25 protein-coding genes are annotated in these 21,183 nt (G+C 69.1%); 12 read left to right on the top strand and 13 right to left on the bottom strand.

Going from position 1 to position 21,183, the window contains the following annotated elements; genetic code table 11:
- Positions 1 to 20: 20 nt before the first annotated feature.
- The gene (locus tag A4R43_RS01390; protein ID WP_335645175.1) at positions 21 to 518 is read right to left on the bottom strand and encodes a bifunctional nuclease family protein; all 498 of its coding nucleotides are present in this window, start codon (positions 516 to 518) and stop codon (positions 21 to 23) included.
- Positions 519 to 587: 69 nt separating this feature from the next.
- Positions 588 to 1,820 (bottom strand): MFS transporter, encoded by a 1,233-nt coding sequence (locus tag A4R43_RS01385; protein WP_113690595.1) that lies wholly within the window; start codon positions 1,818 to 1,820, stop codon positions 588 to 590.
- A 3-nt stretch (positions 1,821 to 1,823) separates the two neighbouring features.
- On the opposite strand from A4R43_RS01385, the gene A4R43_RS01380 reads away from it, so the two are divergent.
- Positions 1,824 to 2,582 carry an AraC family transcriptional regulator gene (locus A4R43_RS01380; protein WP_113690594.1) on the top strand — a complete coding sequence of 253 codons (759 nt, stop codon included), beginning with the start codon at positions 1,824 to 1,826 and terminating at the stop codon, positions 2,580 to 2,582.
- On the opposite strand, the gene A4R43_RS01375 is transcribed toward A4R43_RS01380, so the two are convergent.
- Positions 2,558 to 3,094 carry a CGNR zinc finger domain-containing protein gene (locus A4R43_RS01375; protein WP_113690593.1) on the bottom strand — a complete coding sequence of 179 codons (537 nt, stop codon included), beginning with the start codon at positions 3,092 to 3,094 and terminating at the stop codon, positions 2,558 to 2,560. The two genes, A4R43_RS01380 and A4R43_RS01375, sit on opposite strands and share 25 nt — an antisense overlap.
- A gap of 39 nt (positions 3,095 to 3,133) precedes the next feature.
- Between A4R43_RS01375 and A4R43_RS01370 the strand changes: the two genes are divergently transcribed.
- On the top strand, positions 3,134 to 3,967 hold the full coding sequence (locus A4R43_RS01370) for an alpha/beta fold hydrolase (RefSeq protein WP_113690592.1): 834 nt from the start codon (positions 3,134 to 3,136) through the stop codon (positions 3,965 to 3,967).
- Positions 3,968 to 4,043: 76 nt separating this feature from the next.
- Positions 4,044 to 4,865, top strand: a complete 822-nt coding sequence (gene map / locus A4R43_RS01365) for a type I methionyl aminopeptidase (RefSeq protein WP_113690591.1) — start codon at positions 4,044 to 4,046, stop codon at positions 4,863 to 4,865.
- A gap of 102 nt (positions 4,866 to 4,967) precedes the next feature.
- Here map and A4R43_RS01360 read toward each other — a convergent pair whose 3' ends face one another.
- Positions 4,968 to 6,188, bottom strand: a complete 1,221-nt coding sequence (locus A4R43_RS01360) for an oxygenase MpaB family protein (RefSeq protein WP_113690590.1) — start codon at positions 6,186 to 6,188, stop codon at positions 4,968 to 4,970.
- Positions 6,189 to 6,310: 122 nt separating this feature from the next.
- On the opposite strand from A4R43_RS01360, the gene A4R43_RS01355 reads away from it, so the two are divergent.
- Complete coding sequence (locus A4R43_RS01355) at positions 6,311 to 6,997, top strand: TetR/AcrR family transcriptional regulator (RefSeq protein WP_113690589.1); 687 nt, start codon at positions 6,311 to 6,313, stop codon at positions 6,995 to 6,997.
- On the opposite strand, the gene A4R43_RS01350 is transcribed toward A4R43_RS01355, so the two are convergent.
- From A4R43_RS01350 to A4R43_RS01340, 3 genes are all read right to left on the bottom strand, one after another.
- Positions 6,972 to 7,448 carry a (2Fe-2S)-binding protein gene (locus A4R43_RS01350; RefSeq protein ID WP_113690588.1) on the bottom strand — a complete coding sequence of 159 codons (477 nt, stop codon included), beginning with the start codon at positions 7,446 to 7,448 and terminating at the stop codon, positions 6,972 to 6,974. The genes A4R43_RS01355 and A4R43_RS01350 overlap by 26 nt on opposite strands.
- 182 nt (positions 7,449 to 7,630) lie before the next feature.
- The gene (locus tag A4R43_RS01345; protein WP_113690587.1) at positions 7,631 to 9,919 is read right to left on the bottom strand and encodes a molybdopterin cofactor-binding domain-containing protein; all 2,289 of its coding nucleotides are present in this window, start codon (positions 9,917 to 9,919) and stop codon (positions 7,631 to 7,633) included.
- 4 nt (positions 9,920 to 9,923) lie between these two features.
- Positions 9,924 to 11,138, bottom strand: a complete 1,215-nt coding sequence (locus A4R43_RS01340) for an oxygenase MpaB family protein (protein ID WP_113690586.1) — start codon at positions 11,136 to 11,138, stop codon at positions 9,924 to 9,926.
- A gap of 120 nt (positions 11,139 to 11,258) precedes the next feature.
- On the opposite strand from A4R43_RS01340, the gene A4R43_RS01335 reads away from it, so the two are divergent.
- Positions 11,259 to 12,491, top strand: a complete 1,233-nt coding sequence (locus tag A4R43_RS01335) for a PBS lyase (protein ID WP_162788263.1) — start codon at positions 11,259 to 11,261, stop codon at positions 12,489 to 12,491.
- Between the two features lie 12 nt (positions 12,492 to 12,503).
- On the opposite strand, the gene A4R43_RS01330 is transcribed toward A4R43_RS01335, so the two are convergent.
- The gene (locus A4R43_RS01330) at positions 12,504 to 12,812 is read right to left on the bottom strand and encodes a hypothetical protein (RefSeq protein ID WP_113690584.1); all 309 of its coding nucleotides are present in this window, start codon (positions 12,810 to 12,812) and stop codon (positions 12,504 to 12,506) included.
- Between the two features lie 24 nt (positions 12,813 to 12,836).
- On the opposite strand from A4R43_RS01330, the gene A4R43_RS44700 reads away from it, so the two are divergent.
- The 5 genes from A4R43_RS44700 (at position 12,837) to A4R43_RS01305 (ending at position 15,842) form a co-directional block, all read left to right on the top strand.
- Positions 12,837 to 13,172 carry a response regulator transcription factor gene (locus A4R43_RS44700; RefSeq protein ID WP_418190797.1) on the top strand — a complete coding sequence of 112 codons (336 nt, stop codon included), beginning with the start codon at positions 12,837 to 12,839 and terminating at the stop codon, positions 13,170 to 13,172.
- Positions 13,169 to 13,486 carry a DivIVA domain-containing protein gene (locus A4R43_RS44535; RefSeq protein WP_113690583.1) on the top strand — a complete coding sequence of 106 codons (318 nt, stop codon included), beginning with the start codon at positions 13,169 to 13,171 and terminating at the stop codon, positions 13,484 to 13,486. Before A4R43_RS44700 ends, A4R43_RS44535 begins: the two co-directional genes overlap by 4 nt.
- A gap of 36 nt (positions 13,487 to 13,522) precedes the next feature.
- Entirely contained in the window at positions 13,523 to 13,876 is a 354-nt protein-coding gene (locus A4R43_RS01315) for a VOC family protein (RefSeq protein WP_113690582.1), read from the top strand.
- 110 nt (positions 13,877 to 13,986) lie between these two features.
- On the top strand, positions 13,987 to 15,459 hold the full coding sequence (locus tag A4R43_RS01310; protein WP_093935667.1) for a recombinase family protein: 1,473 nt from the start codon (positions 13,987 to 13,989) through the stop codon (positions 15,457 to 15,459).
- A gap of 170 nt (positions 15,460 to 15,629) precedes the next feature.
- Positions 15,630 to 15,842, top strand: coding sequence for a hypothetical protein (locus A4R43_RS01305; protein WP_113690581.1), 213 nt, complete (start codon positions 15,630 to 15,632; stop codon positions 15,840 to 15,842).
- Between the two features lie 108 nt (positions 15,843 to 15,950).
- Here A4R43_RS01305 and A4R43_RS01300 read toward each other — a convergent pair whose 3' ends face one another.
- Genes A4R43_RS01300 through A4R43_RS01285 form a run of 5 tightly spaced genes read right to left on the bottom strand, consistent with a single transcriptional unit; the run spans position 15,951 to position 19,082 of the window.
- Positions 15,951 to 17,078: a methyltransferase domain-containing protein gene (locus A4R43_RS01300; RefSeq protein WP_113690580.1), complete on the bottom strand. Its 1,128-nt coding sequence runs from the start codon at positions 17,076 to 17,078 to the stop codon at positions 15,951 to 15,953.
- Positions 17,075 to 18,025, bottom strand: coding sequence for an ATP-grasp ribosomal peptide maturase (gene tgmB, locus A4R43_RS01295; RefSeq protein ID WP_093935664.1), 951 nt, complete (start codon positions 18,023 to 18,025; stop codon positions 17,075 to 17,077). The genes A4R43_RS01300 and tgmB overlap by 4 nt, the downstream gene beginning before the upstream one ends.
- Positions 18,025 to 18,366, bottom strand: a complete 342-nt coding sequence (tgmA, locus tag A4R43_RS01290) for a putative ATP-grasp-modified RiPP (RefSeq protein ID WP_093935663.1) — start codon at positions 18,364 to 18,366, stop codon at positions 18,025 to 18,027. The genes tgmB and tgmA overlap by 1 nt, the downstream gene beginning before the upstream one ends.
- Before the next feature lie 12 nt (positions 18,367 to 18,378).
- Entirely contained in the window at positions 18,379 to 18,795 is a 417-nt protein-coding gene (locus A4R43_RS42505) for a hypothetical protein (protein ID WP_093935662.1), read from the bottom strand.
- On the bottom strand, positions 18,792 to 19,082 hold the full coding sequence (locus A4R43_RS01285) for a hypothetical protein (RefSeq protein ID WP_113690579.1): 291 nt from the start codon (positions 19,080 to 19,082) through the stop codon (positions 18,792 to 18,794). Before A4R43_RS01285 ends, A4R43_RS42505 begins: the two co-directional genes overlap by 4 nt.
- A 655-nt stretch (positions 19,083 to 19,737) precedes the next feature.
- Here A4R43_RS01285 and A4R43_RS01280 point away from each other — a divergent pair.
- Positions 19,738 to 20,619, top strand: coding sequence for a Scr1 family TA system antitoxin-like transcriptional regulator (locus tag A4R43_RS01280; protein WP_093935660.1), 882 nt, complete (start codon positions 19,738 to 19,740; stop codon positions 20,617 to 20,619).
- 35 nt (positions 20,620 to 20,654) lie between these two features.
- Entirely contained in the window at positions 20,655 to 21,035 is a 381-nt protein-coding gene (locus A4R43_RS01275) for a DUF397 domain-containing protein (protein ID WP_093935659.1), read from the top strand.
- Positions 21,036 to 21,183 lie beyond the last annotated feature (148 nt).

Here is a 21,183-nt window from a genome sequence, read left to right as displayed (position 1 = left end):
CTTGCGTCACCACTCCGGTGTCACCGCTCTGGTGGTGGCTCCCCGAAGTCCTCGGCGGTGACGTCGTCGAGCTGGCTGCGGAAGTCCGCGACCTCCTGCTCCACCTCCGGCCCGGCCTCGTCCTCATCGACCAGGTCGAGTTCCACCGAAGCCACCCCGAGCACCGACTCGGGCACTTCGAGCGGCGCCCCCGCCCGGACGCCGATGGCCACCGCGTCGCTGGGCCGCGCCGAGACGTGCACCCCGTCGCTCAGCACCAGGTCGGCGAAGAACACGCCCGCCTCCAGCGCGGTCACCTCGACCCGCTGCACCCGGCCGCCGAAGGACTCGATCACCTGCCCGATCAGCTCGATCGTGTCCGGCCGCGGGTGCTCGACGCGCTGGCAGGCCGCGATCAGCGCGGTCGCCTCCGGCGCCCCGATCGACACGGCCAGCCACCGCCGCCTGCCCTCGATCTCCCGCAGCAGCATCACCGGTGCCTCGTCCGGCGGCAGCAGGGCCACCCCGTGCACCTTCACCTGAACCAACGCACTCCACCCGCTTCCTGCCAGACCGGCGGGCCGCTCCACGGCCCCGCTGGGCCCCGGTTACCCGCGTGACCGGGCGGGCAACCATCCGGCTTCGGTCCTAAGTGGACGAAGCTGGCCGGGTTCACGCAGCGTGCGGATCGCCAGCCAGCCCAGTGCGGGCAGCACGATCAGGGGCATGAGGGCCACCTGCAACGTGGTGTGATCGGCGAGCGTGCCGAGCGCGGGGCTGGCGAGGCCGCCGACGCTCACCGTCAGCCCGAGCGTGACCCCGCCCGCCGTGCCGACCCTGCCCGGCAGGTAGTCCTGCGCGAGCGTGATCTGCAGCGAAAACGGGACGTACAACCCCGCGGAAGTCAGCACGGTGAAGACGTAGAACAGCGGCCCCGGCACAAAAACCACGCCCGCGAGCGCGCCGATGGTGCCCAGGCACGACCACCGCACCACGGTGACGCGGTCCCAGCGGTCCGCCAGCCTGCTGCCCAGCAGCGTGCCCACCGCCCCGCCGAGGTAGAGCAGGAACAACGCCACGCTGCCCGCCCTCGCACCGCCGCCGGCCCGCTGCTGCGCGTACAGCGCGATGAACGTGCCCAGCCCGACAAAAACGATCGACCGGCAGACCACGGCCGCGGACAACCGCAGGAACGAGCGCCAGTCGTCGGTCCCGCCGCACGCCGCCGATTCACCGGTCCGCGCCGGGCGGTGCAGTGCGCGCAGCACGGGCAGGCACAGCACGCTGCCCACGAGCGCGGGCACCACCAGCAGCGGTGACCACCGCAGCCCGCCGATGCCCACCACCACGGCGACCAGAAGGGGCGCGACCGCAAAACCGAGGTTCCCGCCGAGCGAGAACCACCCCATCGCGGTGTGCCTGCCGGCGCTGGCGATCCGCGCCACCCTGGCGGCTTCCGGGTGGTACGCGGCCACGCCGATGCCCGACACCGCCACAAAAACCAGCGTCCACGCGTAGGAACCCAGTACCCCGCTGAGCGCCACGCCCAGCCCGCCGAGGAACGTGCTCACCGGCAGCAGCCACGGCATCGCCCACCGGTCGGTCAGCGCCCCGAACAGCGGCTGCGCCACCGAAGACAGCAGCGACGCCGCGAGCACGATGCCCGACGCCGCCGCGTACCCGTACGCGCGCTCGGCGACAAAAAACGGCACCAGCGCGGCCACCGAGCCCTGGTACACGTCCACGCAGGCGTGCCCGGCCGACAGCAGGATGATCGACTTGTTCCGCACCCGGTCATGCTCGCCGCCGGAGCCGGTGTCGCACTTCCGATAAAATGCCATTTTATGACGGAAATCCGCCACCTGCCCGGCGCGCCCACCCGGGTGCAGTCGCTGGCCGCGGGTGCCGGGATCAGCGCGCACCGGCACGACGAGCACCAGATCGTGTACGCGGCCCGCGGCGTGTTGGCGATCACCACCGACCGGGGTTCGTGGGTCGCCCCGGCCACCCGCGCCATCTGGGTGCCCGCCGGGACCGTGCACGCCCACCACGCACACGGCGAACTCGAACTCCACCTGGTCGGCCTGCCCGACAACCCGCTGGGCCTGACCGCGCCGAGCGTGCTGGACGTCGGGCCGCTGCTGCGGGAGCTGATCCTCGCCTACACCCGGCCGCCGCGTGAAGACACGCCGGAACGGCGTCGGCTGCGGGCCGTGCTGCTCGACCAGCTCCGCGCCTCACCCCAGCAGCCGGTGCACCTGCCCAGCCCCACCGATCCCCGGCTGCGCGAGGTGTGCGCGCTGCTGCGTGCCGACCCGGCCGACAACCGGACGCTGGCCACGCTCGGCACGCAGGTCGGCGCGTCGGAGCGCACGCTGACCCGGCTCTTCAAAGCCGATCTCGGCATGACCTTCCCGCAGTGGCGCACCCAGCTGCGGCTCTACCACGCGCTGGTGCTGCTGGCCGAGCACACGCCGGTGACCACCGTGGCGCACGCCTGCGGCTGGTCGTCCACCAGCGCGTTCATCGACGTCTTCCGCCGCGCCTTCGGCCACACGCCGGGCACGCACGGACGGTCTCAAGTGGACTCACGCCGCGCGTAGTGCGCCCGCGCCTTGGCCCGGTTGCCGCAGCGGGCCATCGAGCACCACTGCCGGTTGCGCCGCGGTGACGCGTCGAGAAAGCGCAGCCCGCACCGGTCCGACGCGCAGATCCGGACCAGCTCACCGGCCACCACCACGTCGATCGTGTCGGCGGCCAGCTCGCCGAGCACCGCGGCGACCGGGCCCGCCGCCGAGCGGCGCGCGCACCGCGGGCCGTCGGCGCCGATCCGCAGCTGCGGCACCGGCGCGGTCGTCGCGACGTCGTTGACCAGTCGCACGTCCGCGGGTCGTGTGCCGCCGCGGGTGAGCCTGTCGATGGCCTCGCGCAACCGCACCGCGAGCGCCAGCTGGTCGGCCGTGACACGCGGGCGGCGTTCCACGTGCCCGGCCGCCACCAGCCACTCCCCCAGCGCGGCCGGTGAGGTCAGCAGCTCACGCCCGCCGAGGTGCCGGTCACGGCGGGTGTTGACCAGGTCGAGGCAGGGCCGGCCACCGTCGAAGATCCAGTCCACCGCTTGATTCTAACCGGTTCATATGGTTAGAACGACAGCATGGAGTCGAAGATGGCCACGGTGAACGGGATTCGAGTGCACTACCGGCAGGCCGGGGACGGGCCACCGGTGGTGCTGCTGCACGGCTGGCCGCAGACCTCCTACTGCTGGCACAAGATCTTCGGGGCGCTGGCCGAGCACCACACCGTCATCGCACCCGACCTGCGTGGTTACGGGCTGACGGACAAGCCACGCACCGGCTTCGACAAGCGGACCATGGCCGCCGACATGGCGGAACTGGTGCGGCACCTGGGTTTCGAGCGGGTCAGCGTGGTCGGGCACGACCGCGGCGGCCGGGTGGCGCACCGCTGGGCGCTGGACCGCCCGGACGAGGTGGCCAGGCTCGCCGTGCTGGACATCATCCCGACCAGGGAGATGTGGCGGCGGATCGACGCGCGCACCGCGCGGGGTTACTGGCACTGGCTGTTCCACCTGCAGCCGGACCTGCCGGAACTGCTGGCGGGGCAGAACATCGCCGCCTACCTCGGCTACTTCTTCGAGCGCTGGACCTACCAGCGCCAGGGCCTCGACGCCGCCGGCGAGTACGTCCGAGCGTTCTCCGCGCCCGGCGCGCTGCGGGCCGGGTTCGACGACTACCGCGCGTCCTTCCCGGACGACGACGAGCACGACGAAGCCGACGCCGGACGCAAGCTGACCATGCCCGTGCTGGCGATGTGGGGCGAGGCCGGGCTGCTCGGCACGCTGCCCGCGCTGGAGATCTGGCGCGACTACGCCGAGGACGTGACGGGCGCCGGAATCGCCGAATGCGGGCACTTCCTGGCCGAGGAGCAGCCCGCCGTGGTCGCCGCGCGGTTGCTGGAGTTCCTGCGCTAGCACCCGGGTGGTATTACTATACCGCTCATGCTAGCGTGGCCGGTATAACTATACCGACACCTGACGTGAGGTTTTTGTGATCGAACTGAAGACGCCGGCGGAGATCCAGCGCATGCACGTGGCCGGGCGCTTCGTCGCCGAGGTGCTGTCCGAGGTGGGACGGCTCGCCGACGTGGGCGTCAACCTGCTGGAGCTGGAGCACCACGTGCGCGGCATGATCCGGCAGCGGGGCGCGGAGTCGTGTTACTGGGACTACGCGCCGTCGTTCGGCAAGGGCCCGTTCCGCAACGTCATCTGCCTGTCGGTCAACGACGCCGTGCTGCACGGCCTGCCCCACGACTACACCCTGCGCGACGGGGACGTGCTCACCGCGGACATCGCGGTCAGCATCGACGGCTGGGCGGCCGACTCGGCGCGCACGGTCATCGTCGGCACGGCGGCCGAGGAGGACCTGCGGCTCATCCGCGCCACCGAGGAAGCACTGGAAGCGGCGATCGAGGCGGCGCGCCCCGGCAACCGCCTCGGCGACATCTCGGCGGCGATCGGGGCGGTGGCGCAGGCCTATGGTTATCCGGTCAACACCGAGTTCGGCGGGCACGGCATCGGCCGCACCATGCACGAGGACCTGCACATCCCCAACAAGGGCAAGCCGGGCCGCGGCCTGAAACTGCGGCCGGGCCTGACACTCGCGCTCGAACCGTGGTTCGCGCGCACCACCGACAAGATCGTCTACGACCCCGACGGCTGGACCATCCGCTCGGCCGACGGCTCACGCACGGCCCACTCGGAGCACACCGTCGCCATCACCGAGGACGGCCCCCTGGTGCTCACCCGGCGCGCCCCCGAGCACACCGCCGCGAACGGCGCCGCCGGAACCCTGTCCACAAAGGACGCCTAACTCGCGCTTCCGCTCCGCGGCGTGTCACGAATGTGGCTTTCGAGACGTTTTTCGTCTCGAAAGCCACATTCGTGACATCGGCTGGGCACTGGCGGCGAGGGATCACTCCGGCCGGTTGGTGTCCGGGATTTCGATGCTGATCGGCTTGGCCTCGGACAGGAACAGCAGCGCCGCCTTGCGCAGGAACTCGTCGAACATCCAGTAGGCCTTGGGCGCCAAGGGCAACGGCAGCAGCCCTTCGCGAACCGCGATGAACGGCTCCCACGCCACGTCGAGCAGCGAGTCCCACAGCGGCTCGCGGTCGATGTTCAGCCAGTCCGCGATCTGGTCACCGAGCATGAACCGGGTGAACGCGCCGAGAATGGGCTTGCTGAGAATGCCGCCGTCGACCTCGGCGCCGAGGTTGAGCAGGATGTCGGCGAGGTCGATGCCCTCCGGCGTGGGGGCCAGTACCGGGTCGAGCACCTGCTTGGCCTGCGAGTTGGCTTCCGCCCACGACGCCGGGATGTATTCGTCCTTGATCCCGAGCATGTGCGCGCCCAGCTGCCACGAGTGCAGGAACGCGGTGGACTCCCCGGCCGGGATGGGCACCTTCCACGCGGTCATCTTCTGCATCACCGTGGTCGGCAGGCTGTGCCAGGTGACCATCATGTCGGCCTGGCTGATCGGGATGTCCTCGTCGGCCACGCCCGGCCAGTGCGGCGACTGCGGCAGCAGGTGCCGCACCGCCGCGTGCACCAGGCGGGTCTTCACGCAGGTCACGATCATCTCGCCGTCGGGCGCGTAGGCGTTGCGGGTGCCGATGTCGTAGCCGAGCTTGGCGGTCTTGGAGATGCGGTCCTTCATGTCCGCGCCGCCCTGCGAGTAGTAGACCGCGCGTGCTTCCTTCGGGATGACCGTGCTCATCATGCCGCTGGCCAGGCCGTACAACACGCCCAGGTACAGCCCGCGCTTCTCGTTGAACTCGTAGGCGGTGGCGAGCTTGCCGTGGTCGGCCCACGGGGGCAGCTGCCTGGCCTGCTCCATGAACTCACGCAGGTCCGCGGGCAGCCCGGCGGGCAGCGGCTGGCCGTTCTTGGTCCAGGTCCGCAGCAGCTGGTTGACCGCGGCCACGTCACCCCGGTCGAGCAGGTCCGCCACCAGCGGGTCGGCTTCGGGATCCCACACCCACCGCGGATCGGTGCCCGCGCCGGTGCCGGCCACCGAGCCCTTGGCCGACCACGTCCACGGCACCGCCTGCGCGGGGCTGGCCAGACTGAGCGCCCCGAGTGCGCCCAGCGCTCCGCCCGCCTTCAACACGCTGCGCCTGCTGTGCTTGTCCATGCCGTCGCTCCTCCGCGTCGAGGTCGCACACCATGCTGATACGATGAAACACGTTAAGAATCTGTGTATCATGAGACCACAGTGAGCAGGTCGGCACAAGACCCGGCGGGCAGGGGGCAGGCATGGAACCGGCGTTGTCGGGCTTGCTGTCGAGCGACTCGGAATCGGTGCTGGAGCGGGCATATCTCGACGCCGTCGAGCGCGTAGACGACACGGACGAAACCCGCGCCCGGATTCTCGACGCGGCCTACGCGCAGTTCGCCAGGACGGGCATCCAGCGGTCCACAATGGAGGATGTGGCCCGGCGGGCCGGCGTTTCCCGGATCACCGTCTACCGGCGGTTCGCGGGCAAGGACGTGCTCGTCGAGCACGTGGTGCGCCGCGAGTTCCGGCGCTACTTCGACCGGTTCCTCGCCGACATCGAACGGGCCGAGACCGTGGCCGACCGCGTGGTGCTCGGCTTTGTCAGCTCCCTGCGCGCCATCCGGGGCAATCCGCTGATCGGCGGGCTGATCGACGTCGAACCGGACCTGCTGGTGGCCTCGATGATCAGCGACGGCGGGCGGACGCTCGCCGTGGTGCGGCAGTTCGTGGCCGGTCAGCTGCGCCGCGAGCAGCACGCCGGTACCGTGCCCGCCGACCTGGACGTCGAGCTGGCGGCCGAGCTGATGGTCCGCGTCTCCGCCTCCTTCCTGGTGATCCCGAGCCACGTGGTCGACATCTCCGACGACGCGCAACTGGCCGAGGTGGCGCGGACGTTCCTGGTGCCGCTGCTGGAACCGGTCACATCCCGGCCGCCCCCGCCCTGATCGCGTCGCGGATGCGGGAGTAGGTGCCGCAGCGGCAGATGTTGCGCAGGCCGTCCAGATCGGCGTCGGTGACCTGCCTGCCTTCGGCCGCGACGCGGCGCACCAGCGCCACCGCCGCCATGATCTGCCCCGGCTGGCAGTAGCCGCACTGGGCCACGTCGTGGTCGAGCCACGCCCGCTGCATCGGGTGCAGTTCCTCGCCGACGGTGGCCGGAAGCCCTTCGATGGTGGTCACCTCGTCGTCGGGCCCGAGATCGCCGACCGGGATGGCACACGGGTTGACGGCCTGGCCGTTGACGTGGCTGGTGCAGGCCTTGCACACGTTGATGCCGCACCCGTACTTGGGGCCGGTGATGCCGAGGAGGTCGCGCAGCACCCACAACAGGCGGACGTTGCCATTGACATCGACGGTGACCTGCTCACCATTCACCCGGAAAGTGTGCTGGGGCAATCCAACCTCCTTGACTTGGTGATCTCGCCCAACGCAGGTGCGCCCGGTGAGGTCGCGCCGGTGTTTGGGGTGGTCGCGGCGACGGCCCCCGAGGCCGCGGCCGCGACCGCCCCAAACACCGGCTCAAAGGCGGCCTCACCACGTCTCGGCGGAGCCGAGACCGAAAACACTGTGCTGGGGCATCAGTTTCCTTTGCTCAGTCCGTCCACTGGAGACTCCGGAATTGGGGGCACGGTGGGTTTCGGCTCGAAGGAAAGCGTGCCGTGGTTGATCGGGAAGCTGGTCGGCATGGTGCCGGTGGCGCGGCCGTAGGCGCACGCGACCGCGGCCATCGAGGCGGCGACGCCGAGTTCCCCCGCACCGCCCGGCCGGTCCGAGTTGCTCGGCATGACGATGATCTCCAGCTCGGGCGGGGTGTTCCACTGCCGCGTGTAGAAGTAGTTGTCCCAGCTGGCTTCCAGGAAGTACCCGTCACGCAGGTGCAGGCTCGCGGTCAGCGCCAGCGCGATGCCATCCGATATGCCGCCCATCATCTGCGCCTCGAGCCCGCGCGGGTTCACCACCAGCCCGGCGTCCACGGCGAAGACCACCTTGGTCACCCGCGGCCCGCCCACGCCGTCGCGAATGGGCCGGTTGACCGTCTCCGGACGGCAGTCGATCTCCACCAGCGCGGCGCTGACCGACTTGTACTCCGCGTGGAACGCGATGCCCTGCGCGGTCCCGGCGGGCATCGCCCTCCCCCACCGGCCTGCCTCCGCGACCTTGTCCAGCACCGCCCGGGAACGGGCGTCCCGCAGGAACTCGCGGCGGAAACCACCCGGATCCTTGCCCATGCGCGCCGCCAGCCGGTCCACGATCAGCTCGCGGGCACACGTGACGTCCGGCGAATAGACGTTGCGCATGCTGCCGGTGTTGAACCCCTTGTCCGTCTCGGCCAGCAACCGCGTGCTGATCCCGAAGTCGTACGACATCACCTGGCTGAGCTGGAAGAACGTCTCGGAGAACCCGATGTCGCCCACCGGCAGCCGCGCGGCGGTGGCGGTGATGATCTCGCCGAGTCCGTGCCCCAGATCGGTGGCGACGCTGGTGTGCCGCTGGTGGTAGCTCAGCACCGTGTCACCCAGGTACGAGGCACGCACCCGGGAAATGGCCATCGGATGGGTGCGGCCCTGCCGCGAATCGTCGGCGCGGTGCCACATCAGCTTGACCGGCTTGCCGACCTTCCGCGACACCTCCGCCGCTTCGAGCGCGGCGTCGAAGAACAGCTTGCGCCCGAAGGAACCACCGCCCTCCACGACGTGCACGGTGACCGCGGACAGCGGCAGGCCGAGCTTCGCCGCGATGGTCTGCTGGGCCACGATCGGCGACTTCAGCGACGCCCAGATCTCCGCGCGCCCGGCCCGCACGTCGGCGACGGCGCAGTTGGGTTCCAGCGCGCTGTTGCCGCGGAAATGGAAGGTGAACCGGGCTTCCACCGTCGGCGCCGGGGTCGGCAGGCCGATCGGCAGCTCCGCGCGCTCCAGTTCCCGGAGCACCGACTCGTCGGATTTCCCTTCCGCCGTACCGGGTTTCCACGACACACGCAGCGCACGCACGCCGTCGATGCACTGCCCGAAGGTCTCGGCGCGCACCGCCACCCCGGTGGAGATCACCACCACGTCGGTGATCCCGGGCATGGCACGCACTTCGGCGAGGTTCGCCACCGACCCCACCTGGCCGTTGATGGTCGGCGGCCGGCACACCATGGCCGGTTTCGCGCCCGGCACGTCGAGGTCCATCGCGAACTTCTTGCGCCCGGTCACCGCGGCCAGCGCGTCGATCCGGTTGTGCGGCTTGCCGATCACCGTGAAGCTCTCGCGCGCCGCCAGCTCCACCGGCACCTGCTGGGTCCGGCTGCTCGCCGCTTTCCCCGACAGGGCACCGATCTCCACTCGCCTGCCGGATGGATGGGTGATCACTCCGCCGGTCATCGACAGCTCACCCACCGCCGAGCCGAATTCCCGCGCGGCCGCGACCAGCAGCCGCTGCCGTGCCAGCGCGGCGGCGACCCGGATCGGCGTGTAGGTCGCGATCGTGGTGTTCGACCCGCCGGTCAGCTGGTTGAACACCAGTTCCGGCCGCGCGTCGGCGAGCGAAACTCGCACCCGGTCCACCGGCACGGCCAGTTCCTCGGCGATCAGCATCGCCGTGGAGGTGGTGATGCCCTGCCCCACCTCCGCGCGCGGCAAGGCGAACGACACCGTGCCGTCCGGTTCGACCTCGACCGAGACCAGCGCCGCGGTCGGCAGTGCCGCCAGGGTCATCATGTCGTTGAGGTCGACCACGTCGGTGATCTCGGGCGACGGCAGCTGCGCGCCGGCCGGCCGTGCCACGCCGATTTCCGCGGCGGTCACCAGGGCCGGCGCGGCCAGCACGTAACCGAGGAACCGCCGCCGCCCGAGCCACCCGGCCGTCCCGCTGGTCTCCACCACCGCCTCAGCCGGGCCGGTTGCCGGTCGGGATGACGATCTTCGTTTCCTGTCCCTTGGTGAGGTAGAAGAGAATGTACTGCCGCAGCGCCTCGTCGACGGTCCACGCGATCTCGGGCACCAGCGGCAGCGGCACCAGCCCCTCGCGGAACTTCACCAGCACCGGCCACACGGTCCGGATCGTCTGCTCCCAGAACGGTTCACGCGGGATCTCGTCCCAGTCGGCCACCTGCTCGCCGACCAGGAACCGGGCCAGCGCGTTGCACAGCGGCCTGCTGATGCTGGCCGGGCTGGTCTGCTCGGCGAGCTGGCCCAGCAGGATGTCGGTCAGCTCGACGCCTTCGCGGGTGGGGCCCATGTTCGGCGGCAGCACCTGGTCGGACTGCGCGTTGGCGGCGGCCCAGTCGGCCGGGATGTACTCGTCGGAAATGCCCAGCATGTGCGCGGTGACCTGCCAGACGTGCAGGTAGGCGGCCTTGTCCGCGGCGCTCATCGGGATCTTCCACTCGATCAGCTTGCGCATCGCGTAGGTCGGCAGCGTGTGCCAGGTGACCAGCATGTCCTCCTGGCTGATCGGGATGTCCCCCGACCAGTGCGGTGACTGCGGCAGCAGGTGCCGCACGGCCGCGTGCACCAGCCGCGTCTTCACCGCGTTGACCATGCAGGTGCCGTCGGGCCGGTAGGCGTTCAGTGCGCCCACGGCGAAGCCGAGAATGCTCGTCTTCGCGACGCGGTCCTCCATGTCCGCGCCACCGGCCGAGTAGTAGACCGAGCGGGCTTCCTTGGGAATGGCGGTGCTGAGCATGCCGCCGCCGACCCCGTTGAGCAGGTTGAGGTACAGCCCGCGCGACTTGTTGAACTCGGCGGCCGTTTCCAGCTTCCCGCGGTCGGCCCACGACGGCAGCTGCCGCGCCTTTTCGATGAACGCCCGCAGGTCGGCGGGCAACCCGCCGGGCAACGGCTGGTCGTTGCGGTTCCAGTTCCACAGCAGGTTGTTGACCAGTTCCACCTCACCGCGTTCGAACAACGCGGCGACCACCGGATCGGCCTCCTCGTCCCACACCCACCGCGGATCCGCGCCCGCTCCGGCACCCGCCACCGATCCGCTGGGGGCCCACGTCCAGGCCCCCGCGGCCCGGGCGGGAACGGCCATGCCGAGCACCCCGAGCGCACCGAGGGCCCCACCCGACACCAGCATCCTGCGCCTGTTCAGCTCCGCCATCGCCTGACTCCTCCTTGAGCCCCCGACATCGGTGATATCCTGATACTTACCACGTAGCTGTGTATCATCACAAGGGCGTGGCCCGGGACCGATCCCCGCGATGACCGCTACCTTCCCGGCGTGGCCAAGGAAAACGTGAGCGACCTGATCGAACACCTCGAGTACTGGCGCACCGGCGAAGACGGCGGCGAAAGCCTGCGCGACGAGGCGATCGCCGCGCTGAAGGCACGCGGGCCGAAGGTGGTCCCCGTGCTCGTCAAGCGGCTCGAAGGCCTGCTCGGCACCCCGCCGGGCCACCGCCACGAACTCAAGGGCGGCCTCGTCGAGGCGCTGCACCGGCTCGGAGACCGGCGGGCCGGTCCGGTGCTCACCGCGTCCCTCGCCGACGACGCCTGCGCCTGGGGCGCTGCGCTGGCGCTCAAGGACATCCACCACCAGGGCGCGGTGCCCGCGCTGCTGGACGCGCTTGCGCGAGCCGTGCCGAACGGCTCGATGGTCGGCGACTACCTCGACACGCTGCGGAGCTACCAGGTTTCCCCGGCGAAGGTGGAAAACCGGTTCCACGCCGAGGTTTCCCCGCAGGGCCGGGCGAACCTGATGGAGGTGCTCGCCGGGCTGGCGGCCGACGGCGCCGTCGACGCTTCGACCTTCGCCCGGGCGGCCGGTGATCCGACACGGGAAGTGCGCTGGGCGGTGGCCGACGGGCTGCTGGCTTCGTGGCGCGGGCCCGATCCGGACGCCGAAGAGGCGTTGCTCCTGCTCGCGCTGGACGAGGAGGAATCGGTCAGCTGGCGGGCCGTGCGGGCGCTGGAAAAGATCAGGAACGGCCCCGATACCGGAGACGGGATCCTCCCCCACTACCTGCTGACCCCGTCCATCTACGCCTCCGCGATCAGGCAGGCCGCCACCAGGCAGGAAAGTGAACGCGCCCCGGCGCTCGTCGCCGGGCTCGAGCGCGTCGCCCGGACGCAACCCGTTGCCACCCAAGGCATCCGGGAGGTGATCACCCGCGTTCCGGAACCGCCCGTGGTCGAGTTGTACGTCGCGCTGGAGCTGCTTCCGCCCCTGAAAGCCAGGCTCACGCGGGACGATCCGATGGGGTTGCTGCGGCCGCTGCACACGTTGTCGTCACACGCCGACGCCGGTGTCGCCCGCCGCGCGAAAGCCGCCCTGCGCAGCGGCAACCTGCTGTTCAGCCAGATGGTGCGGGAGGACGGCGCGCTCGCCGAGGAGGCCACCGGGATCTTCGAGGCGGTCGCGGGCGCGAACGACCGGGCCCGGTTCGAGCGGTATGCGGAGTCCCGGCCGCAGCCGCCCCGCCCGAAACGGCGGCTGCTGTTCTGGCGGCGCTGACCGGCGAAGGTACTAGAAGGCGCGGTCGGCGACGTGCCGCCGCCGTTCCAGGCCCATCGTCCACGCCACGCCGAAGGCGACCAGCGCCAGCAGCGTGCCGTCCACCAGGCCCTTGAACTCGCCCATCACCACCGCGGTCGCGGCCCCGACCACCGCGAGCACCACGCCGGGTGCCCGCCGCCGCGCGGCCAGCGGCAGCAACTGCGCGGTGGCCGCCAGCACCGCCTGCCAGCTGCCGGTGCCCAGCCCGCTGGCCCAGCACAGCAGCGCGACCAGCGCGATCATGCCGAGGTCCAGGCGGGCGCGCAGCTGGGTGAGCATGCGCGGAACAGTAGAGTGATCACCATGGTTCGTGTCGCCGTGGTCGACGACCACGCGCTGGTCCGGGAAGGACTGGCGATGGTGCTGCGCAGTGCGCCGGGGGCGCGGAACTGCTCGACCTGCTCGGCACCACCGGCGAACCGGCCGACGTGGTCCCGCGCGGGACTGTCCAATCGCGACATCGCGGACCGGCTCGGGTTGGCCGAGCGCACGGTCAAGGTGCACGTCGGCAACGTGCTGGCCAAGCTCGGCGTGACCAGCCGGACGCAGGCCGTGTTGCGCGCGGGCGAGTTGCCCGGCACCGAACCGGGCGAAACGCACCCCGCGCGGCCCGGCGGCGTGGCAGGTTGGCGGTCATGACCCCTGACGACGTCCGGAACACGGTTTTCTCGAAGCCCTCGTTCGGCAGGCGCGGCTACGACGAGGACGCGGTCGACGCCTTCCTCGACCGCATCGAGCAGACCCTGCGCGGTGCCGACCACCTCACCCCCGCGGACGTGCGGAACGTCGCGTTCGCCAAGGCGTCCCGCGGGCGGCGCGGTTACGTCGAGGACGAAGTGGACGCTTTCCTCGACCTGGCCGAGCAGGCGCTCGCCCACCGCGAAACCCCGCCGGGACCGCAGCTCGCCCCGCCGCTGGACCAGCCGCGCAAGCGCTGGTGGCAGGGCGGCTGACCCCGGATTCGCCTGATCGGACAAGGAGTTCCCGACGTGGCCAGTAAGTTCACCGAGCTAGCCGTCGACTGCGCGGACCCCCGAGCGCTCGCCCGGTTCTGGTGCGCGGTCCTCGACTACGAGGTGCAGGAAGAGCAGGACGAGTTCATCACCATCGGCTCGCCCGCGGTGCCCGAGGGCCGGAAGCGCCCCGGCCCGGTGCCGCCGACGCTGACCTTCGCGCGCGTGCCGGAGGGCAAGACCGTCAAGAACCGGCTGCACATCGACGTCAACGCCACCGACCGCGAGCAGCACGAAGAGGTCCAGCGGCTGCTCGACCTGGGCGCGCGCTACGCCGACGTCGGCCAAGGCGACGAAAGCTGGGTTGTCCTCACCGACCCGGAGGGATAGCTTCACATGTGACACTGTTTAAATGGATTCAACACCACCCCGACTGAACGACCATAACTCCAGCTCAGCGCCTTGCAGGGCCGCCGCTGCCCCGTCCGGGGAGGGCCGCCGTGGGTAAGCTGGTTGGGATCTACCTCCGGATCAGCGACGACCGTGAAGGTCGCGAGCTGGGCGTCGAGCGCCAGGAACAGGACTGCCGGAAGCTCGCGGCGAGCGAGGGCGACACGGTGGTCGACATCTACAAGGACAACGACATCGGGGCGTCGACCCGATCGAAGAAGCCACGTCCTGACTACAAGCGGCTGCTGGCCGACGCCAAGCGTGGCCGCATTCAGAAGATCACCTCCTACACCTCGAACCGGCTGACTCGTCGCCCGCGCGAGCATGAAGGTCAGATCGAACTCGCCGAGACCTACGGGACTGAGTTCCGGTACGTCGCGTCGCCAAGCTTCGACCTGAACACCGCCGCTGGCCGCCGGATCGCTCGCATCCTGGCTGCCAACGACGCAGGCGAAGCCGAGGACATCAGCGAACGCGTGTGCCGGGAGAAGCTACAGGCCCTCGAACGCGGCGAGTGGATCGGCGGCGCGCGTCCCTTCGGTTACCAGGGGACGATCCGGGACGCCTACGGCAACGTGATCAACCGCGAAGAGGTCGGCATCAAGGTCATCGAGCACGAGGCGGCGATGATCAAGGATGCCGTGCAGCGGGTGATCTCCGGCGAGAGCCTGTACGCGATCTGCCAGCGGTGGACCGCGTCGGGCGTGCCGACACCGCGCGGATCGGCACGCTGGTACCCGGCCACGCTCAAGCGCATCCTGACCCGACCGCGCAATGCGGGGTTGATGGAGCACCGCGGCGTCGTGCTGGAGAACGTGAAGGCCATCTGGCCGTCGATCATCACCGACGACGAGTACCTGGCCGTCCGCTCGATCCTGCTCGACAACGAGCACCGGACAAGCTACCGGGGTAGCCGGTCGCTCAAGTGGCTGGGCACGAACCTCTACCGCTGCGACGTGTGCTCCGACCTCATGCGCTCGGCCGGGATCTCCTCGTCGGGTTCCGGCGGCGAGAAGCACGCGGCGTACCGCTGCAAGCATGGTCTCCACCTTGCCGTTCGGGCCGCTCCCATCGACTCCATCGTGAACACCTATGTCTGCGCGCGGCTCATCAAGCACGGAGCGAACCTGATCGAGGTGCCCGACGGAGACGCCGTGGACCTCCGAACTCAGGCGACCTCGCTCCGAACGCGCATCAGGGAGCTGGAGGACATGTTGGGCGACGGCGAGCTATCGCGTGCGGCCTTCCTGCGACAGCGGAACAAGATCATCCTCAAGCTGGACGAGGTCAACACCGACCTCGCTTCCCGGGCGTCCAGCTCGGTGCTCAGCGGAGTCGCGGACGCACCGAACCCGGCCGAAGTCTTCATGAACCCGGAGCTGACCCCCATCGAGCGCAGGCGGGCGATCGTGGACGCGCTGTGCACGGTGACGATCTTGAAGGGGAAGAAGGGACGCAAGCCCCGCCATCTGGAGGGCGACTACCGCGACCGCATCCACATCGAGAAGAAGGACGCAGCATGAGCTGGTCCGCCAGTACAGGTGGTGGCACCGAGCGCTCAGATACATCGTTCACCCCAAAGGTGACGATGGACTCGCCGCCGGAACTTGAATGATCAACTACAAGTCGAAGTGGCGAGGACGGCACCGATCAGGGGGCGTTCCGGTTTCAGGCGATGGGGAGAGGCACGAGCATGACCCTGGAGGAGAAGGTGAAGGCGTCCGCCGAGGAGCTGCGGACCTCGGGGCATCCCGAGGACGCGGAGCGCCTGGAGCGGGACATCGAGTACGTGAGCAAGGTGTGGGCGGACAGCCCCGCTGACGTCTTCCTCGCGGATGACCTCGGCGACCTGCTGGAGTGCCTGCAACGGATGCTGGCGATCCTCGGTCGTCACGTCACTGTCTGAGCAGCAGGGAGCCCCCGGCGCGATGCGTGCGCCGGGGGCTCCCTGTCCTGCATCCTGGCATGGGGCTAACCGGGAGCGTCGGGGGGCTGGCCGCTCCAGAAAGCCCGGTTAAGGCAACAGCCAGGAGAACTCCCCCTCCGGATCGTCCAGCCATACGACCTGTTCGCCGTCCGGCTTCACCGTGAGGTAGAAGCGGTCCCAGGTCGGACGGCCAGCCTCCTCCCACTGCCTGTAGCCGTCGGAGATCACGTCCCACAAGCTTGTCGGACCGGACTGGACCACCAGCCGCTCACCGTTGGCATCGGCCTTGATGTCGACGCGAGCCCACGAGCCGTCCCCGCTGGAGAAGGTGGCCTTCGACGGCTGGTGATCGCTGTCAAGCTGCATGCCATAGGTGGTGCCCTCCGGGAACTGGAGCGCCGCGAGGAACCAGACAACCGTGTTCTCCCACGCCATCGGCTCATAGTGGGTCGTCGAGTGTTCTTCGTTCCCGGAGGTGGCCGGCTGGCTCGGCCGCTGCTGCGCCCGGTCCGGGTGCCTCATCGCCATGAACGCCGCGTACCTGCCATCGAAGCGGCCGGACAGGGTGTCGCCGTTCTTGCGCAACAACACCAGATTCCCGGCCGAGACCGCGACCTTGATGTCCGCCAGGATGCGCCCGCCATCGTTCAGCTGAGCGACCCAGGCTGCCGGAATCCGCGGTACGGCCACGGTGGCGAGGATGCGGTCGTACGGAGCCCAGTCCGGCAACCCGTCAACGCCGTCGGCCTTCCGCAGCGTCGGGTGATAGCCGAGACTCGCGAGCCGTTCCTGCGCTGTGTCGATGTAGTCGATGTCGACGCTGAACAGGTTGTTCCCGTTGCCCAAGTACTCGGTGATCAAGGCGGCGTTGTAGCCGGTGCCGGTACCGATTTCGAGTACGCGGTGGAACCGCCCGATCTCCAGCAACTCCAGCATCCGCACCATCAGGCCCGGCATGCTCGACGACGAAACGGCATGACCCCGCTCGTCCACGTCGGTGATCAAGGACTTGTTCGAGTAGACGGCATCCAGACCCTCGCCAGCAGAGGTGCTGACCCGACGCCATCCTCCCTCCTGGTCCGGCTGAAAGTACTCGGGCACCAGGACATGCCTCGGAACGCTCGTGAGCGCCTTGCGCCAGCGCTCGTCAGTCAGTTTCCCGGCGGCGGCCAGCTCGTCGGCGAGCGCGATGGCGCGTGGCTCCCAGTCGGTCATGCGGTTCCTCCTGCTAGGAGATCGGCGAGCTGGTCGGTCAACGGAGCGTCAGTATGGTTTTCCAACCAGCCGTACTGGCCAGATGGGTTGATCTCCAGGAACGTCCACTCGTTCGTGGGACCGACCACGAAGTCGATCGCGCCGTACAGGAGGCCGAGGTGCTTCATCAACTGCCGCACGCCGACCTCGACGGATTCCGGTAGGTCGGTGAGCTGGTACCGCAGGCTCCGGTAGTCGGATCGGTAGTCCACGTACGCCTTCGCGCTGTGGGCGTGAATCTCGATGGCGTTGAGTTGGTCGCCAATCGCGACTACGCGGACCTCCTTCGCCTTCGACGCCCACCGCTGGAACTGGTGCATAGTCCGTTCCAGGCCGCGCATGTCCTCGAAGTCGGATGGATCGAGCAGCCTGGTGCGGGCGTACCGGCGGGTACCTTCTTCCACGAGCGAGACGCCGCCGAGCATCTTGGTAACGGTGCGTCCCCGGCGGCCGAATTCGCGGGCGGCGTCCGCCTCGTTCGTGAGGAGGGTGTCCGGCACGGTCAGCCCTGCCCGGTGGGCAGCGACGAGCTGGACCGGCTTGTACGCCGCGTCAGCTACCCGGGCGGGGTGGTTCACCCACAGGACCGGGAGCGTCGTCAGGATGCCGCCGAGGCCGTACTTGGCCTCGATGTTCGCGTGCATCCGCTCCGTGGGCGTCATCTCCGGGAAGTCGAATGCCTTCGGCTCGCGGTACCAGACGGCGGTGATGGTGTCGAGGTCGATCGTCCGGTGCGGTGTGCGCAAGGTGCCGCACCAGCGGCCCGAGGCCAGCTCAGCGGTGACGCTGAGCTGGCCCGGGAACCAGGACGTATCGACCCGATGGACGATCGCCTCGCGCTTCTCAAGCGCCGAGACCATGAGATCAGCGGACGGGTCGTGTTCCCCGGTCAGAATGAGGACGGACATCAGACCTGGTGCGGGTTGTCTGGCGTGAAGTCGTAGGTCCAGTCCTCGCTCGGCCCCTCGTCGCCGTCGTTGTTCGACACCGAGTTCGCTGTGGCGGCGAAGGGGCTCATCGGCCGCCCCTCGGCGTCGACCGACACCTGCCTGACGGGGTCGTAGGTTCCCCGGGGGGTCTCCACGCCGGCCACCCGTCCCTCCTCCATCCAGCGAAGGCCCCACGGACGCACGCCGGGTTCGGAACGGATGTCCGTGGCAGTGCGCTCGTGGAGCTGACCGAGGGGGAACTGGGCGCTGTGGGTCGCCAACGGGTCGTCGGCGAAACCGGGCTCCAGTACTGCGGTCATCGTGTACCTCCCTTATCCACGCCTGAACAGGTGCTCAGGCACTATCGCGACCGACGCGACTACTTCGCGCCGTCTCATTGGGGAAACCTCGTCTGCTTGCTCAAACGAGTTGAACCAGGGGCTGTCCGGGTCGCTCCGGAACGGCCGCCGAGGCGGTACCTGCTGCGGAATCCTCTTCGGCAGCGGAGGCAGCACCTCGTCAAACTCGGGTTCGACCTCTCGTGGCCACTTCGGAAAGCAGGTCGGGCAGTACGCCGTGCCGGGCCGCTTCGTCGGGAACGGCACGCAGGCCACGCCGCATTCGGAGAGTCCGAACGAACGCCCTTGGGCGGACAGGCGGCTCTCGTTGCCCTTCACCACCTTGTGCAAGAGATTGCTGCTCCAGAGACCGGGCCAAGCGGTCTCCGAAGCCATGAACTCGTCGTTCATGGTTCGGCCGTCTCGAATAAGGCATTGATCACGTCTTCGGGTGATCCTTGGCGGGACCACCGCGGACCGTGCTCGCCGGAGTCGTAGTCAGCGATCAGCCACCGAGCCGCCTTCGCCTCGTCATCGCTGACCACGCTGATGACCTCGACGATTCCTGCCGGACGATCCCACCGTTCGTACACCGCCATCGTCGAGAGCGGCATGGGAACTTGCTCGAACCCGTGGGCAACGGCTCGGCGCAGCGCCTCGCTATGGGGGTTTTCGTCGTTCTTCGAGGGCTGAACCATGTGAACCGTCCTGATGAGGTGGTGTGCGGCGGACCTGACGGAGGTCGGGGTCCACGTCAGGCCCGCCGCGTTCTCGGGGTAGGGGGCGGCGGGGCGGAGCCAGGCGTCCGGGCCGCGCCGCCTTGCTCGACGTCCCGCCGCCCGCCTGCGGAAGCCCGGTCCCTCTCTGGGGGTGAGGAAGCGGGCCAGGTCTTAGAAGCGCGTGCGCTGCGCGGCTCCGGCCGAGGTTCGCTGGCGGGCCTCGACGGCGTCGGCGTGCTCGCGGAGGTTCGTCGCGAGTTCGCGTGCACTGTCCGGGTCGAGCTGGGCAGCCTCGGCCGCCGGGGCGAGCAGTACGACGACGCCCTCACCGACGTAGGTGCTGACGTGCCTCGGACGCCGTGCCGCATCGCGACATTTGACCTCTCGCCTGGTCAGAGCGGGTGTAACTGCTGTCGTAGGTGCGGACATAACTGCCTCTCGCATGCGGTAGTGTGACTGATTCCAGCTAGATGGTTCCGATCTTGTAGATATGCAGTCTGATACCGCTCGGCTTGATTATCAAGCCTTGAGCACCCGTCCATTCGAGTGGCGTCGGGCGATACCCTCTGTGGCGAGAGGAGGTATCGACCGATCCAGAAACGCCACGAACTCAGCTCACGGAGAGGTCCTGTAGATGCCCGCTACCGTCCGCACTGCCAAGAAGCTGCTGCTCGGGCGCGAGATCGCGCACATGATCGAGACGGCAGGAGCTTCACAGGCGGAGGCCGCGAAGCTCATCGAAACCAGCCAGCCGCGCATGGCCAGCTTGATCAGCGGGGGCAGCAACATTGCGCCCGGCGACCTCGTGCTGCTCGCGACGAAGCTCGGATTCACCGACGAGGGCTATCAGGAGGCTCTACGCGAGCTGCGACGTGACAACCACAAGCGCGGCTTCTGGACGACCGGACACAACCGGGCGTACTCCGAAGACATCCGCCTCCGCGTCGATCTCGACAAGCACGCCGACCAGCTGCGTGGCGTAGAGGTCGAGGTTGCGCCGGGACTTCTCCAGTGCGAGTCGTACGTCCGCGCACTGCATGCCGACATGCCTGAAATCAACGGCGTCACGCTCGACGACCGGATCGCGGCACGACTCGCTCGCCAGGACATCCTTGCCAAGGACGAGCCGCCGCTCCTCCAGTTCGTCCTTTCGGAGTCGTGCGTGAGGCGGGTGTGGGGCGACGCTGGCGTGATGCTCGAACAGGTGGAGCACATGATCGAGTTGTCCAACCGCCCGAACGTCCACATCCAGGTGATGCCTTTCGACCAGCCCGCTGGCCGAAGGTCGCCGATCGCATCTCCGTTCACGCTGATTCGCGTGCCGTCCCCAGGAGCGGCCGGCCCACTCGAACTCGCCTACGTCGAGGGCGAAGCCGAGATCAGGTATCTCGACGACCGCAAGGCGCTGCGGGCGTACGAGACCGCGTGGGCGCGACTGAGCAATGCCGCCCTGAAGTTCGACGAGACCCGCGACTTCCTTCGAGGCGTCGCGGACGACTACCGCGCCGCCGCCTGAGCTTTCCAGAGACACCCCACCAGGAGAGATCGCTGATGAGCACCGCCACCCCGTCACCCTTCCGCGAAGACGACTTCCGCAAGGCGTCCGCCAGCCAGCCGGACAAGGACTGCGTGCGCGTGGCCCGCCGCGGAGCGCGGGTCGAGCTGCGCAACGACACGGTGCCGTTCGGTTCCGCCGACGATCTCCGGCTCGTGTTCGACGCGGCCGATTGGGACGCCTTCCTGGAGACCTACCGCGCGACAGGTTCGGCCGCCGGTACCTGCCTGGAGGTCGTTCGCCGCCATGACGGTCTGCACGTGTTCCGTGCGGCCGTCGCGAGCGACGTCGAGCTGGTCTTCACTGAGTCTGAGGCCGACAAGTTCTGGCTCGGCGTAAGGCATTACGAGTTCGACGCGGCAGCATTCGCCGCGTAGCGCCTGACGCAACAAAGGCCCCGTCGCTCGGTGAGCGACGGGGCCTTTGTCGTCTGTTGCGTTCGGTACCGGTGGAAACTTTCCGTCGCGAACCGGTTGCTTACTCTCCGCACGGTGTGTTAAATCGGTTTCAACAGGGTGATCACGC

Source organism: Amycolatopsis albispora (assembly GCF_003312875.1).
In the GTDB taxonomy this organism is placed as follows: Bacteria; Actinomycetota; Actinomycetes; order Mycobacteriales; family Pseudonocardiaceae; genus Amycolatopsis; species Amycolatopsis albispora.
Note: the sequence above shows the minus strand (reverse complement) of the source record. Positions and strands in the feature narration are given on the sequence as shown.